The organism is Paenibacillus sp. MY03 (assembly GCF_002165585.1).
GTDB lineage: Bacteria > Bacillota > Bacilli > Paenibacillales > Paenibacillaceae > Pristimantibacillus > Pristimantibacillus agaridevorans.
Window position 1 is genome coordinate 43,033 of the sequence record NZ_MXQD01000001.1, and the last position, 15,521, is coordinate 58,553.

General features: G+C 44.8%; 11 protein-coding genes. 7 read left to right on the forward strand and 4 right to left on the reverse strand.

What is annotated here, in order from left to right; translation table 11 throughout:
* Positions 1–2: 2 nt before the first annotated feature.
* The 4 genes from B1748_RS00135 to B1748_RS00150 are packed head-to-tail and all read right to left on the reverse strand — an operon-like array spanning position 3 to position 5,048.
* Complete coding sequence (locus B1748_RS00135) at positions 3–2,168, reverse strand: hypothetical protein (RefSeq protein ID WP_087565835.1); 2,166 nt, start codon at positions 2,166–2,168, stop codon at positions 3–5.
* 28 nt (positions 2,169–2,196) lie between these two features.
* Entirely contained in the window at positions 2,197–3,645 is a 1,449-nt protein-coding gene (locus B1748_RS00140; RefSeq protein WP_087565836.1) for a CotH kinase family protein, read from the reverse strand.
* An 11-nt stretch (positions 3,646–3,656) separates the two neighbouring features.
* On the reverse strand, positions 3,657–4,334 hold the full coding sequence (locus tag B1748_RS00145) for a DUF4956 domain-containing protein (protein ID WP_087565837.1): 678 nt from the start codon (positions 4,332–4,334) through the stop codon (positions 3,657–3,659).
* Between the two features lie 18 nt (positions 4,335–4,352).
* On the reverse strand, positions 4,353–5,048 hold the full coding sequence (locus tag B1748_RS00150) for a polyphosphate polymerase domain-containing protein (RefSeq protein WP_087565838.1): 696 nt from the start codon (positions 5,046–5,048) through the stop codon (positions 4,353–4,355).
* A 254-nt stretch (positions 5,049–5,302) separates the two neighbouring features.
* On the opposite strand from B1748_RS00150, the gene B1748_RS00155 reads away from it, so the two are divergent.
* The 7 genes from B1748_RS00155 (at position 5,303) to B1748_RS00185 (ending at position 15,475) form a co-directional block, all read left to right on the forward strand.
* Positions 5,303–6,088, forward strand: a complete 786-nt coding sequence (locus tag B1748_RS00155; RefSeq protein ID WP_087565839.1) for an aspartate dehydrogenase domain-containing protein — start codon at positions 5,303–5,305, stop codon at positions 6,086–6,088.
* A gap of 234 nt (positions 6,089–6,322) precedes the next feature.
* The gene (locus B1748_RS00160) at positions 6,323–8,470 is read left to right on the forward strand and encodes an ATP-binding protein (protein WP_087565840.1); all 2,148 of its coding nucleotides are present in this window, start codon (positions 6,323–6,325) and stop codon (positions 8,468–8,470) included.
* Positions 8,471–8,476: 6 nt separating this feature from the next.
* Positions 8,477–9,181 carry a response regulator transcription factor gene (locus B1748_RS00165; RefSeq protein WP_087565841.1) on the forward strand — a complete coding sequence of 235 codons (705 nt, stop codon included), beginning with the start codon at positions 8,477–8,479 and terminating at the stop codon, positions 9,179–9,181.
* A gap of 363 nt (positions 9,182–9,544) precedes the next feature.
* Complete coding sequence (locus B1748_RS00170; protein ID WP_087565842.1) at positions 9,545–11,845, forward strand: helix-turn-helix domain-containing protein; 2,301 nt, start codon at positions 9,545–9,547, stop codon at positions 11,843–11,845.
* Positions 11,846–12,002: 157 nt separating this feature from the next.
* On the forward strand, positions 12,003–12,959 hold the full coding sequence (locus tag B1748_RS00175; protein ID WP_256975454.1) for an ABC transporter permease: 957 nt from the start codon (positions 12,003–12,005) through the stop codon (positions 12,957–12,959).
* Between the two features lie 2 nt (positions 12,960–12,961).
* Complete coding sequence (locus B1748_RS00180; RefSeq protein ID WP_087565843.1) at positions 12,962–13,858, forward strand: carbohydrate ABC transporter permease; 897 nt, start codon at positions 12,962–12,964, stop codon at positions 13,856–13,858.
* A gap of 24 nt (positions 13,859–13,882) precedes the next feature.
* The gene (locus tag B1748_RS00185) at positions 13,883–15,475 is read left to right on the forward strand and encodes an extracellular solute-binding protein (RefSeq protein ID WP_087565844.1); all 1,593 of its coding nucleotides are present in this window, start codon (positions 13,883–13,885) and stop codon (positions 15,473–15,475) included.
* Positions 15,476–15,521: the final 46 nt, after the last annotated feature.

Sequence of the window (15,521 nt, forward strand, 5' to 3'; positions counted from 1 at the left end):
CCCTACTCATTCTTTACCCAGACTTTCTGAATTTCATAATAAGATTGCTTCAATCGTTCATGGTAGGTTACTTTTCGTCCCCAACCGTCTAATGCAAAAGGTTTCATCGCAATCCGTTGATTGATTTCCCCTTTTTTGCCGATTCCTGCATACAGCCTGTCGATTTTAATATTTTCCACGCCATAATGCTCATAGTAATCATCATGAATCATCATTTCCGAAGGGTTGGAAAAATTGAAAAGCTGCCACGGAATTTTAATCTCGATATACTCACCGCTAAAGTGAAAATCCGCAAGCGAGTTAAAATCCGGCGATTCAGGATTGGCATTACCGTAAGTCAGTCTTCCGGTTTCATAGATCTCCATATTCAACGCTTTAGTTTGGGCATTATTTTTAGGTTGTATTGCTTCTTTTGGATCTAACAGTGCTGTTTGCAGAATCAGATTTATATTTTTGAAAATAGGCGTCTTTTTATCAGGAGGATCATAATAAGCATCTTTGCCCTCTACTTCGTGCCGGAACATAGCGCGTAACACTTCATATCGTTCTTGAACCAGCACACGGCTATTTTCCTTTCCGTTGATAACCATCAGAAAGTCTGCATCACGCTCAAATTTCACATCTTCATTCTGGCTGTAATTGCTGCCCGTCTTCGGAGTCGTATCGATTGGAATGTAGAGCGTGTCATCCTCTGTAAAACCCTTATTCCATGCAAGAAAATAGATGAATTTTTCATCATATTTCATAGAAAGAGAAGAGGTAGGGGTGTCTATTACTTTATCTGTATCTTTCCATTCGGATAGATCACCATCTACATAGCTGATACTCTTCTCTTTGCCGGGATCAAAGGATAGCAGACCGAAATACTGTTCATTTGTCTGGTAATCGCTCCAATAAGGTGTTTTTGTCAAATCCACCGCATGCATCGTGTTCCAGGTGCGTTTAAACCATTCGTCCTGCCATGTAAAAATAACAGCGCCTGCCGAGCCTGCGGCCATAATATCGTTATAACTGTCAATAATGGCCTGTCCTTGCTGCTGTTCCGACAATCTTCCTTGAGATCGCCCTGTATTAAAGTCTTTCTGCGCCATTCCTCTTGATGTAGGAAAACCGAATTCCGAGATGACTACTGGCATCGTATGATGATCATTAATCATTTTTAAATAAGCGTAATACGTATTTATTTTGCCTGCCTTGTCCACATACTTTTCTTTGTCTAGCATGTAATTCAGATAGTCGGGATAATAAGGATAAATATGATAGGAAGCAAAAGTGCCCGACAGAAAATTTCTTGTTGGCTGGATATGCTCGACATCCACCTTGGCTATCTTATAGAAATAATTGGAGATGTAATCTGGATAATCAAATGGATCTGTAGTAGCCCAATTCGAAAATGCAACCAAACGCTGCTGCTTATATCGGTCACTTTCATACGCAATAATCTTGTCTCCAACCTGTGCCAACATTGCTTCGAACGGACTGGCATCTACAGTGGTACTAAAGTATTTCCCTATATAGATGTTTTTGTCTTTCTGCATGCGATTCGTATAGGCAACGGTAATATCTTCCCATTCGACACCCAGAATATAACCGATTACCCATGGAGAGATATCCTTCGTATAGCTGCCAGAACCATGGCCTCTTCCGAGTTCCAGTTTTCGGTTGCCATGGATAACATCGACAAGAAGCCTGGAGTCTTCGATCATCTGATCTAAAAAACTTTCATCATAGGCATCTACGCGGGAATTTTGAACATAATCATTGACCCATAACCCGTGGATAATATACAGCGGATTTTCATTTCCTGTATTATACTCACTTACGGCATCATAAAAGGTATCGTCCAAAATCGTATAAACCCGAACGGTGTTCGCGCCCATCTCTTGAATTAATGTAAACCAGCGAAGATAGGTAGCTTTATCGATCGCATAATCTGTGGCAAAATAACCTGGTATCCCAACGCCCATATCTACGCTTTTAATTTGGAATTCCTCGAAGCCCTTTCCTATACCGTGATCGACATAGATCTTTTTGCCCTCCGTTTTTGTAAAACTTGTTACAGTCTTATCGGTGGAAAAAGAAATATAAATTCCCTTATTGTAATACAGATAATCGCCAATAAAGTACAACAGGAGGATGGATACGCAAATGATAATAAACTTTTTCAATTAGCGTTCCTCCTTTCTAAGTTAGCTGCTAATGATTAAACTTTTTGTTGCTAGATTCATGGCTGTACTGGTAGAGGGTTTCGATGTGCTCGTCCATCCAACCGCCTCTCTTTTTAATGAAGCCCTTCAATTGCTCTATAGCTTGTTCATAACTTTTTATATTGCGCTCGATCGGTTGAAGCAAGCTATGATATGTGAGCTTTGACGGATCGAAGCTGTAGCCCCAAACTTCAAAGTTACGATGACGCGCATCGCCCAAGTAAGCGGCCGTTTCATCGATATAGTTTATGAGATAATCATCACTTAATATGGATTTTCTAAGCGTTTTATATCGATGGACAATTGCATCGACAAAGGCTTTTTCTTTGGTAAGCATAAAATACCAAGTTCGATCATGAAGCGCAAACCCAGTACCATCATGGACTGCCTCCATATAATTGTCAAAAGCGTTGTTAAAGTCCCAGACAGGTCCAATATGAATTTTTCCTCGAATATCCTTGTGGAAATAAGTAGAGTATATAGCGGCGTCATAGTTTTGAAAAAACTCGTTGATAATAAAAAAATCAACAAAAGACTGCGTGTCAATAAAGCTTTCATAGCCATAATCATCGTCATCATAGTCATAGGAATAAAGTGATTTTTCGAACTTGCTAAAATCACGCTCAATATATTCCTTCAGCGCTGGCGTAAGCTTTCGCGTTGCAGGATACTCCACATTCATCATATATCGATTGGTTTCGGTGTTCGGAGGTATCCGTTTGATATATTTGGAAAAGTTATCTAATTCATTATCCGGAGTGTCGCCCCGATCTATCCTTAAGATATAACTGGTAAATGGATCACCATCTTTGTAGCTTGAGATATTTACTCGTTCCGTCCCTTGGGAAATCGTCTCCATCATCACATAAACACCTTGATATTGTTCATTGACAAAAAGCTCAACGAAACGAACCCTGGGCGCATACCCCATAATTTCCGCGGAAATGTTCATGCCCAAATAATTACGCATCAAGGTTTTGTCCAAAAAGGGACCATTTAAAACCCAATTGTCATGGGCAGGCATGCCTGCTACCTCTTGTTCATTTTCCGTTCCATCCGCATGCACCAGTTTGACAAGATACGATTTCTTATCAAAATGCAGCGACGAATTTCCTCGATATCTGATATCGGCTAAGGTAGAAAGTGCAGGTTCATCGGTAAGATAGTTATTTTCGCCTTGCGTATCAAATAGGTTTAAATCGCTTCGCAGCATTTCCTTTTGACCTCTAGCACCAGGAATGCTAGCTCCATTAGTATTAATGGAAACAATCGGCAGATGTGTACAGAAAACCTGATTATTCTGGACGCAGGTTTGGGGCGGGAGCGCCGACAAGTGCTGATGTTCTCTCGTAATGGTGTCCGACAGGGCAACCGAACTATAGAAAGTAAAGAAAAGGGCCAGGCAGATCACGCCAAAATAAATCCATTTTTTATTCATCTATTTTACCGTTAACCATCGATCTCATCATTTTGAGTGACCACATTGACATATTCAACATCGTCTATTTCATAGAGAACCTCAGTAATGCTTTTATTTCCCTTTGCCGCCTCGGCCAGTGTTCTGCCGGATAACTCATAGATTAACTCCACGGATTCCCTTGTCGAGTTTAAGACTCTTAAATTCGCTTTTGATTTGAAATAGGAGAACACCACAGATTCGATATTTCTTTCCTGGCTTTTGGCTGCTCTGATGATAAGAAGCCTTCTGTTGTCGTTTTTTATTCTTCCCAAGAAGAGGAGGATTATAAATAAGGCAGCCGAACTTAAGGAAGCAACCATAAACTCGCCGGCGCCGCTGCTGATGCCTGCCACAATCGCCCAAAAGATGTACACGGTATCTCTGGAATCCTTAATCGCCGTTCGAAAACGAACAATAGACAGCGCACCGACCATACCTAAGGAAAGAGCTACGTTATTGCCAATAACTGCCATGACGCTTGTCGTTAAAATAGTGAGCATTATTAATGAAACGTTGAATTTCTTACTATAAATCGTACCGGAATGAGTAATCCAGTAAGACAGAAAAATAACGAGTCCAATGATAATGGAGACTCCTAAATTTGTTAAAATCCCTTCTAAATCCAATGTTTTACCCTGCTCCAGCATGTTCGATAAAAATTCTCTCATGATAAACGTTAACCGCCTTTACGATAAATGGTTTAATAAATTTCTTCTTCCCAGGACATATTTGCAGACTGCTAATTCACTTTTAGTGCACTGGTTAATCATGTTACGGATATAGCTGAGTAAAAAATGATTATATTTAACCTCGAGGACGACGTTAAAACGATCGAGCACGGGGTTCATTTTTAGATGATCGGAAAATATGTCGAAACAACTTTCCGTTGCTTCGATTTGGTTGTCAAAGGTAATTCTGATTTTGTTTTCCTTTGCAATAAACGCTTTGCGATTGTACTGGATAACTGCAGTCGGTCGATAACAATACATATTCATATATCCGTAACACTCCGCTGCAAATGGTTCGGGATACTCTAGCAGCGGCGAATAGTTGCCTTTGCATAATTGCGCCGCGTCATCTCTTTGGATCCGCAAGGAACGTTTCTTTTGATAAGGGCCCTGTTTTTGTTTCATTTCAAGAACGGCAAACTCACTGGATGGATCATAGACGCGAAGCCGTATTTTCCTTCTGATGTAAATCCCGTTTACTTTTTCAAAAAAGTCCCGGTCGTCCAACGTATCAAAATAAAGGGATCGGATCATATATCCGTCCGCTCCGTTATGAGGATCCTGATGCAGCAGTTGACTTAAAAAGTGACTATGCTTCACATACTCATCAATAGATATCAGGTATTTCTTTTCTTGTCTAAAGACTTCATTCATCCAGCGATCCCTCACCCTTCTTTAAGGACGGAAAATTGTCGTATAATGTTGAAAGCTAAGTGACAATAATATCATACTAAACTGAAAAATTTCTGAACATGTCAATAAAAGGCGAAAATAGGAGATGGAGAACTCGTAACAGCCTTGATTAATATAATAAAACTTATTAGTATAGAGGCTACGGCTTGGTTCGTTTGCGCCACAAAGCTGCTTTTTTGCTATGCTCATATAAATAGGAGAGGGGTTAAGGAACGATGGAAAAAAAGAAATTGGCATTTTTGGGCTGTGGATTTTTAAATGAGATCGTGGCTAACGCTTTACATAACGGATATCTTCCTGAATATGAGCTCGTTGGTGCATTTGGAAGGAATCCCGTGCGGACAACGACTTTTGCCGAACGTCACAATTGCAAGGCATGTTACAGTATGGAAGAGCTGTTGGCATTAAAGCCGGATATTATCGCAGAAGCTGCATCGCCGCAAGCAGTCGGAGAGTACAGCGAAACCATACTAAAAGGCGGAGCAAGCCTGGTCGTACTGTCTATAGGAGCTTTTGCAGATGCGGCATTATATAATAGAGTAAGAGAGACAGCAGCCGAAAATAATCAAAAGGTATACATCGCCAGCGGCGCTGTCGGGGGTTTTGATGTTCTCCGTACTGCTGCCCTAATGAGTCCTATCAAAGCAACCATGACCTCTAAAAAATCGTTACGCTCCTTGTTTTACACACCGCTCTTTAAAGAAGAGCTCATGAATATAACGGAGCCGGAGCAAGTGTTTAGCGGAAATACGAAGGAAGCGATTGAAATGCTCCCTTTTCATTTTAACGTGGCGGTTGCTACAGCACTTGCCAGCGCAGGTCCTGAACGGACGACACTCCATATCGATGCGGTTCCTGGCTTTGTAGGAGATGAATATAAGATAGAGATCGAAGGCGGAGAAGTGAAAACTGATCTTAATATTTATTCCAGAACGAGCAACATCGCCGGCTGGAGCGTAGTCGCTGTTTTACGAAATATCGTATCGCCTATTGTGTTTTAACGAAGTAGGAGATTCAGCTCTGTCTAAGGATAATCGGCAAGGGCGATCAAAAGTGATCTGCATCGGTGAACCGTCCGTTGGGACGGTTTTTCTTGCGTTTAAAACAGGACCCCATCTTAATGTTTGTGTTCAACGACTCGCAGATATTTGTTGGGCACATTTTCCTATAATGATGATATGATTTAGATAATCAACTTACTTATAGTGCTCTAGCAGATTGGGGTCTGTTTCATAATGAAGGGTATTCTCCGAATCGGTTCTCGTACGATCTTGCTTCATATCGTTGCTGCCGTTGTTGTTGGTTTGGTTATAAGCTATGCCGTCATCTCTGTACCGGAATCTCCTAATTTACATAGTGAAAAAGGCATTCTGGATTTAAAGCAGGTTCATGTCAGTGAGAACCCGCTAAATTTAAAAGGGGAGTGGGCGTTCTACTGGCAAGAGCTGCTGTCGCCCGAGGACATACAGAATCGCTTAGCGAAGGACGGAAATCGTGACCGCTGGATCAGCATACCGAGCTCCTGGCTAGGTTATCGGTTAGATGGTCAGCAGCTGAGCGGTACAGGCTTCGCAACCTTTCGTGTGGTCATTGAGCTTAGCGAGCAGGATAAGAACGAGAGGCTTGCTCTGCGGCTGCCGACCATCTTTCATGCGTATAAATTATGGGTGAACGGTGAGCTGCTGGCAGAAGTCGGTGAGGTTGGTCAGGACAAGAGCAGCGTGACCCCGCTTCTGGCAACGAAGCTGGTGTTCTTCCAGCCCGAGCATGAGAGGGTGGAGCTGGTTATGCAAGTCGCCAACTTTCATCATAAGCGAGGCGGCATCACTAAGTATATCGAGATTGGCGGCAGTGATGTATTAACGGTCAGGAGAAATCTGGATATCGCCGCTGAGGTGTTCATCACCGCGAGCCTGCTGGTGATTGGCGCGTATCACCTGCTGTTGTTCATCCTGCGGCGCAAAGACAAGGCTCCATTGTATTTTGGTCTGTTCACCATGTTGTCCGGTATCCGATCCCTGCTGGTCGGCGAGCTCTTGCTCACACAATTGTGGCCATCTTTTCCATGGGGATTGCAGTTCAAGATCGAGTATCTGATTCTTTGCAGTATTGGTTATATCATGACGATGTACTTTGATAGCGTTTTTCCGAATTATGTGTCGCGTTGGTTTCATCTTGGCACGCGGATCGTTACCGGCGCATTCTGTATCGTTGTTGTGGTGACCCCTGCACTTCTATATACCAAAATGTTACTGATGATCGGTGTGATCGTTGTTCTGCATATGGTTTATCTGATGGTCGGGCTGGGCCTAGCCGCTTTGCGACGTATGGAGGGAGCGCTGATTTTCCTGCTGGCGTCGGTGGTTGCATTAGTGACGGTTATCAACGACTTTTTGTATTACAACGAATGGTCACGAATCGGGAATACATCTCCTCTAGGCCTGTTGGTGTTTTCGATCGCGCAGATGATTCTGCTATCTTCCAGATTTACGAGGGCGGCATCCAATGAAGAAAGAATTGCGCGCGAGCTGCAGGACTCTAACGACAAGCTGACCGAAATGAATATGAATTTGGAACGGATCGTACAGGAGCGCACACATGCCTTATCCGCAGCTCATGACGATCTCCGCACATCGTATGACCAGTTGCTTCAATCCGAGCAAGGGAGGAAAAAGCTCCTTGCCTATATCACGCATGATCTGCGTTTGCCGTTGTCCAGCATGCTTGGATATGTCGAGGCTGTACAGGACATGGTCAAGCCCGAACGCAATAAACAGTACCTGGCGTATATCCGGGATAACACGATAAGGATTAACCGCATGATCGAGGAGTTGTCCTTCTTGTCGCATTTGGAGACGGGACAAGTCTCGTACCGAATGAAGCCGGTCCATACGGGTCGCTTTTTGCGACGGTTCTATGAACAATATGAGCTGGTTGTGCGCGACGCTGGCCTCCATTTCAAGCTGGATATCGGAGAGACGGAGGATCAAGGACCCGAGATGCCTGTTGTCGAGATGGATGCGCAAAGACTGGAGCAGGCTTTGTTCAATCTGGTGTCGAACGCAATGAAGTTCACCTCTAGCGGCGGGGTGGTGCGTATTTCACTAGCTGTGGACGAAGTGGATCATACCCGCTTTGCGATCATTAGCGTGCAAGACTCAGGCATGGGTATTCCTCCAGAGCAGCTCGAGCAAATCTTCGATCGCAATTACAGGTATGATCGACCGGGCATGGATAAGGGAGTAGAGGGCAGCGGGCTCGGGTTGGCGATTTGCAGGGAAATCGTACATGCGCATGGAGGGACGGTTCGAGCGGAAAGCGATGGTCAGACGGGGACGACCTTCTATGTATCGCTTCCGTGTGTTCGAGAAGAGGGAGGGTGACGGTGGATGGGCACATACAAAATAATGATCGTCGATGACGATCCCCATATATGCGAGATTATCCAGGTGTATTGCGAGCGGGAAGGCTTTATATCCACCTCTAGCCACAGCGGGACAGAAGCAACAAAGCTGCTTGCTTCGTTTGAGCCGGATTTGATTGTACTGGATGTACTGCTGGCTAATGAAAACGGCATAGATTGGTGCATGAACGCACGCAGCCGCACGGATGCGCCGATTGTGTTCCTGAGCAGCCGCGAGGAAGACGAGGTGAAAATCAGCGCATTATCTTATGGCGGCGACGATTATGTGACTAAGCCTTTCAGTCCGGGCGTACTTATGGCCAAGATCAAAGCTCATCTTCGCAGAGTGTCGACGGGCAGAAGGGAACAACTGCTGGAGTTGCCGGGTTTGACGCTGGATTTCTACGCCCAGTCCGTCAACATGGGCAGCGAAACCATCTTTTTATCGAAAAAAGAGTTCAGTCTACTGTCCTATATGGCACAAAATGTCAATCGTGTCGTTAGTAGTGATGCGTTGTTTCAGCTCATCTGGGGAATGGAGAGTTTGGAGGATACGAGAACGGTCGCTGTGCACATCAGCAATTTACGCAAAAAAATTGAAGCTGACCCTGCCAATCCTGAGAGAATCATTACGGTTCGGGGGGCTGGCTATATGCTGGTTGCCAGAAGTCCGTTACAGACGCGTACATAGCGTTAATACGCGATGTTCGCATCGCCGGCAGCAACGTTACCCTTTTTAGAACGTGTTTCAAGACCTGTACATCGCTAATGTCGAGGGTCGAGAACCGTTCTATTTCTTTTTTGCCTTGGTTCAAACGCTTCCTAAAAGAATAAGTGTTCGAAACTAAAAAGAAATAAATTGACAACACAAACCATAGTAAATAGTATTGAAACATAAGACAAACGTGCGTTGGGATACGAGTATACCGAATCCAAGCTCAAAAAGTGCCTATAAAGAGTTGCAGCGCGCCAAGCCTTTCGAAACGTAAGATGTTCGGAAGGCTTGTCTCATTTTGAGCGACGATCTATTTCATCACGACTAGAGGAGGACTATATGTCGGTTCATATTTCGAGAAGAATCAAGCTCACCTACAGCATCGTATTAATGGTGATCATTGCACTCAGCTTTTGGCTGTCCTTTATAGGCACAGTTGGGAGGCTGGAGAAGGACTTGAAGGATGTTCACTATGCGCTGCTCAATCAGATCGATAATAAAATCGAGCTGTCCTTCCGGGAGACGGAAAGAAATTTGCTGAAGCTTATGAATGAGATGGAGTTTGTTTATTTCATGTATGACAGTTATATCGACGAGTCGGAGAAGTATGTCAACTTTTACAGCCTATTCAATAAAGTGACAAGCTTTACCCATTCCAATACACAGTTGACCTCGGTTTATATATATTCCGATGTAAGCGGTAACATGCTGATGAACAAGATGTATGTGCCCCATTCGGAAAATAACGAAGAATGGCTAGTGGAGCACATTAATATGGATGGCTATATAAAATGGCTGCCTACTCATCAAATATGGGAAGGGGCTGTTTCCAGGGATGTTGTCACTTTAATCCGCCCTTATCCTGCGATTAGCAAGCCAGGTTTTCGGAAGGGACTGGTGGCTGTCAATATAGACGAGCTGCTGCTGCAGCGCATGATCGCTGGCATCTACGAATCAAAATACAGCGGCCAAACGATCATTATGGATCAGGAAGGCCAGGTTGTCACGCATAGCGACCGTTCGCAACGATATGGCAGTGCCGACTCTCTTCCGTTTGCGAAACAAATCATGGCAGGCGGCGCGAAGGGCGAATTTACGATTGACTGGCATGGGACGAAGCACTCGGTGTTCTACATGAAATCGGCTTACACGGATTGGAATATAGTAACGGTCATCCCCAATAGCGATGTGTACAAGCCGATCTCGTCGACGCGGGATTTGCTCATCGTCGTCGCGTTGGGCATGATTGTCGTTGCTTTATTGGTGCTCTTTTATTTTAACCATACGACGTTTAAACCGATCGAACGCCTGGCCGGCAAAATGTTCGGGGTATACCGTACGCCGCAGACGGAGGCCGCAAGGCGTTTGAACGGTTTTAGCTCGCTGGAGACGATGTTTGATCAAATTTCGTTGGATCGCGAGCATCTGGAGCGTCAGGTGCGGGATTTTAAGCCTGTGCTGAAATGGCGTCTCATGACCGATATGCTGACTGGCAACAAAACGGAATACGCCGCTGTAGGGCATCAATTGGAGTACATCGGAATTAAATTGTACCCCCGTTATTACATCGTTTGCAGCGCCGAAATCGAGAAGGGGGAGCAACTTGGCAGCAGAGACCTGGCGCTTTATACATTCATGCTTTGCAATGTGGCGGAAGAGCTGATTAATATGGAGCATGCCGGAATAGCCGTTGATTTGGGCGGCGGAAAGGCGGTTATTTTAATCAGCTTTGCTGAAGGCGATGAGGAACAGAACCATTTGCGCGCGCTGGCTGTGCTGGAGTTGCTGCTGAAGGCGATGGAGCGGGAGTTCAAGCTTTCAGTAACAGCGGGGCTTGGACGCTGTTATCCGGATATGGCGGATATTCCAAAATCCTATGATCAATCTCTTAAAGCACTGCAATATAAGCTGCTGTTCGGCAGCGATGCGGTCATTTCGATAGAGGATATTTCCACCTCTCAAAATCAGGATTACTACCATATCGTCAAAAAGGCCGAACGGATTACGGAGTCGTTGAAGCAGTCGGATGACGAACGCGTGAAGCTGTACGTGAAGGAGATGTTTGCAGATGCGCTGGGCAGCAATTTATCTCCCGACTTGATTAAGCAGCTTTCGTTTGAGCTGATTATGAAGTCGCTGCAAATGATCTCTTTTATCGGCATAGACCCGGAAGAGACGATTGCAAGCCTCGGCAATTTGCATCAACGCATTACGGCTTGCGACAATTGGCAGGACATCGAACGCATAGTTGCAAGCGTGTTGGAGCAAATAGCGGCAAATATCGCGGAAAAGAGAAGCAGTCGCGGCAAAAATAAAACGGTAGACAGCATACTTAGCTACATTCAGGAGCATTACCATGAGAGCGAGCTTTCACTGGATCAATTGGCGGATAAGTTCGAGCTGTCTCCTCCGTATATAAGCAAGCTGTTCAAAGAGCATACGGAGCGAAATTTTATTGATTATTTAATTGAAATTCGGATTGCGGCTTCCAAGCAGTTTTTACACGACAGGAGCATGAAGGTCAATGATGTCGCAGAAGCAGTCGGCTATACGAATACGCGCAGCTTTCTGCGTGCCTTCAAGAAATATACAGGACTGACGCCTACAGAGTTTAGAGAGCAAAAACCGCTTAAATCATAAGAAAATGAACCTGAATTAATAATTGTAACCTGGCTTTTGCAAGAAATGACACGTTTTTAAAACGAGTCTCTTTCGCCTATCTTGCCCAGCTGCATACAATCGAGTTGCGAGGCGGAATGATCAGCCTAGCTTAATCGATGCAGGGAGGAGGATTGCAATGAAGGGGATGATCCCGGTGGACCAAGTGCCCGTCGGAACGAAGAAGAACGGCACAATTACGAAAAGATTGATCAGGGACAAGTATTTATATTCGATGCTGTTGCCTGTAATCGTCTTTTACATCGTGTTTAAGTATCTTCCTATGGGTGGCGAAATTATTGCATTCAAGGACTACAGATTCGCCGACGGCTTATTGGGAAGCAAGTGGGCAGGGTTAAAGCATTTTGAATTGCTTTTTGAAAGTGCGGATTTTTGGCGCGTATTAAGAAATACTCTGTTATTGAATGTGTACAGCTTAGTTTTTGGGTTTCCGGTACCGATTGGTTTGGCTCTTCTATTAAATGAGGTTCGCAGAGAATGGTATAAGCGCCTCGTGCAAAATTTTCTTTATGTTCCGCATTTTATTTCCTGGGTAGTGCTGGGCGGTATTCTGGTTGCGATGCTGTCGCCAAGTACCGGGATAGTCAACCTGCTATTAAACAAGGTATTTGGCATCGATCCGATTTATTTTATGGCTAATTCTTCATGGTGGCCGGTTATGTACACATTATCGGGAATTTGGCGCGAAGCGGGATGGGGGACGATTCTATATCTCGCGGCAATGGCGGCCATAGATACGCAGCTGTATGAAGCTGCCAAAATCGACGGTGCCAACAAGCTTCGGCAAATATGGCATGTTACATTGCCGGGTATTCGCAGTACGATAGCGATTTTGCTTATTTTGCGCATGGGCAGCATGATGGACGTGGGGCTGGAACAGACCTTGGTGCTGCAAAACAGCTCTGTGCTTGACGTTGCGGATGTAATAAGCACTTACGTTTATCGGGTTGGATTGCAAAATATGAATTACAGCTATACGACGGCGATCGGTTTATTCCAATCCATTGTAGGATTAATTCTTATTATTAGCGTAAATCGAATGATTAAAGTATCTGGAGAGCGGGGGTTGTGGTAGCTATGAACGCTAGAACAGACAAAAAGAGATGGCTGCCGCAACTGGGAGGAGCGATAAATGCGCTTTTTCTTGGCCTTTTCTCATTGGCTACCTTATATCCATTCTGGTATGAGGCGGCAGCATCGTTTAGCAGCAGCAGAGCGATTACATCAGGCGAAGTGATGTTTTGGCCTGTCGAATTCAATATCGAAGCGTATAAACGTTTATTTGAAGACGGGCAGCTGTTCATTTCTATGAAAAATACGATATGGGTTACGTTTGTAGGCACATTGCTGAATATCGTGCTGACGATACTTGCAGCGTATCCTCTATCGAAGAAGCGGCTGCTTGGCCGAAGCGCTTTGTTAATGTTTATAACGTTTACCATGCTTTTTGTGTCGGGTCTTATCCCCAACTTTATTTTGGTCAAATATTTAGGGTTGATGAATTCCTATTGGTCGCTGTGGCTGCCTGCGTTAATAAGCACCTACAACATGTTTGTTATGAAGACCTTTATGGAAGGGCTGCCCGAAGAGATTGAAGAGTCTGCGGCGATCGACGGAGCAGGGGACTGGCGGATACTTGTGCAAATCATTATGCCGCTATGCAAGCCAATTGTAGTTGCGCTGTCTCTGTTCTATGCGGTTGGCTGGTGGAACAATTATTTTCAGGTGATGCTCTATATTGGAAAATCCAATAAACAGACGCTTATGCTCAAGCTTTATCAGATGATCAGGCAGGTGGATCAGCATTTGCTTAACCCTGCTGGCGGATCCGAAGGGGTTATGCAAGCGATGTTGACGCCGGAGGCGATTAAAGCCGCCGCGATAGTCATTGCGATAACGCCGATTTTATGTGTTTATCCGTTTTTGCAGAAGCATTTTGTTAAAGGCGTTTTGATTGGTTCGGTGAAAGGCTAATTTTGAAAAAAAGGGGATAGAAATATGATGCAATGGAAAAAGACAGGTGCTGTATTGGCGACTGTAATCATGCTGCTGTCGATATTGGCTGCATGCAGCTCCAATAAGGAGACGCCTAAGCCATCAAATGAAGGCGTAAAACCGACGGGCGAGCAAACGGATAATAAAGGAAACGAGCCCAATAAACCAAAAGGAAAAATCAGCATTTCGGTGTTTGACCGCGGATGGGTTGCCGCAGATGAAGGTACCTATGAAAGTAACCGCTGGACGAAGTGGATCAACGAAAATTCCCCTACCGAGGTAGAGATTATTCCGGTACCTAGAAACGAGGCGCAAAGCAAGCTGAACGCCTTGATCGCTTCGGGCGAAGCTCCCGACCTTATCTGGGAATATGATCGCAACTATATGACGCAATTGGCGGCGCAGGGCGCTATACAGCCGATCGGGGAGTACATTGAAAAGTACAGCACCTCCTACAAAGCATATTTGGAGAAAAATGCGGACTTGCTGCCTTATTTGACCGTGGACAACAAGGTGTACGCGATTGCTTCCAAGCGTGGAGTAGATGCTATTGCCAACCATGCGATGTGGGTTCGCCAGGATATTTTGGACCGCTTGCAGCTAAAGGCTCCTACAACTGTAGAAGAGCTGTTTGAAGTAGCGCGTAAAATAAAGGAAGACGATCCGACAATGACTCCAATTGCATTTAATGGCAACGGAAACCCGATTATGCGAACGTTGTTCCAAGCGGTTTCGGATCAATGGTATTTAGAGGAAGGCAAGCTGGTTAACGGCAGAACGCTGGATCGCCATCGCGACTCCCTGGCGTTTCAAAAGCAGCTTTTTGACGAAGGGCTGATTGATAAGGAATACATTACGGACAACAATTTTGAACGTGCCAACCAGCTTTGGGTAACGGGCAAAGCGGCGATTATGTTCGGCGCATGGGATATGCCTAATCAATTCCGCGATTTGATGGCGAATGTACCGGATGCGAAGATGGTTCCGCTTGAGCCGTTCGCAACACAATATGGCAAAACAGGTTTGTATCAAGAAACGCCGGCCAACATCTATGTTATGTTCAACAGCGAAATGAGCGAAGAAAAAATCAAGGATGCGATTGCTTATTTGGATTGGATGATTGAAGATAACTGGTTGCCGCTGAAAAAAGGGAATGAAAATGAGCATTACAAGCTGGTAGATGGCGTGCCGCAAACGCTTGATAGCGAACAATTCCGCAAAGAGGTTTTATATGCATTCGAGTATGCCGTCGTTCATCAATGGAGTCCGGAAGCTTCGTGGTTCCCGATTTTGGCGGCGCAGGATGATGTAGCGCAAGCGTATGCCAAGCAGCAGTCTGTATCGATTGAAACTGCGCTTAAAAATAATTTCCGCAGAGATATCGCCTATAACCCGGATCTACCTGAGCTGAGCCAATTAATTGCCACGTTCAAGCCGATTGCCGAGCAAATTGAAACGAAGGTCGTAACAGGCGGCAGCGCAATGACGCCGCAGCAGGGGATAGATGAGATCCGTAAAGAGTGGAAGCGCCTTGGCGGAGAAAATATCGAGTCTATGGTTCAAGAGTGGTACGAAGCTAATAAGGGCAATTTGTAAGGAGCTGACTATCAAAGTTGCTTCACCTGCAGCAGCTGCAGGTGAA

What these genes read in the sequence shown, in the direction of transcription:
- B1748_RS00140 (WP_087565836.1), bottom strand. Translation starts at nt 3,645, where the DNA reads ATGAATAAAAAATGGATTTATTTTGGCGTGATCTGCCTGGCCCTTTTC.
- B1748_RS00165 (WP_087565841.1), top strand. Translation starts at nt 8,477, where the DNA reads ATGGGCACATACAAAATAATGATCGTCGATGACGATCCCCATATATGC.
- B1748_RS00175 (WP_256975454.1), top strand. Translation starts at nt 12,003, where the DNA reads ATGAAGGGGATGATCCCGGTGGACCAAGTGCCCGTCGGAACGAAGAAG.
- B1748_RS00170 (WP_087565842.1), top strand. Translation starts at nt 9,545, where the DNA reads ATGTCGGTTCATATTTCGAGAAGAATCAAGCTCACCTACAGCATCGTA.
- B1748_RS00180 (WP_087565843.1), top strand. Translation starts at nt 12,962, where the DNA reads ATGAACGCTAGAACAGACAAAAAGAGATGGCTGCCGCAACTGGGAGGA.
- B1748_RS00160 (WP_087565840.1), top strand. Translation starts at nt 6,323, where the DNA reads ATGAAGGGTATTCTCCGAATCGGTTCTCGTACGATCTTGCTTCATATC.
- B1748_RS00185 (WP_087565844.1), top strand. Translation starts at nt 13,883, where the DNA reads ATGATGCAATGGAAAAAGACAGGTGCTGTATTGGCGACTGTAATCATG.
- B1748_RS00145 (WP_087565837.1), bottom strand. Translation starts at nt 4,334, where the DNA reads ATGAGAGAATTTTTATCGAACATGCTGGAGCAGGGTAAAACATTGGAT.
- B1748_RS00155 (WP_087565839.1), top strand. Translation starts at nt 5,303, where the DNA reads ATGGAAAAAAAGAAATTGGCATTTTTGGGCTGTGGATTTTTAAATGAG.
- B1748_RS00150 (WP_087565838.1), bottom strand. Translation starts at nt 5,048, where the DNA reads ATGAATGAAGTCTTTAGACAAGAAAAGAAATACCTGATATCTATTGAT.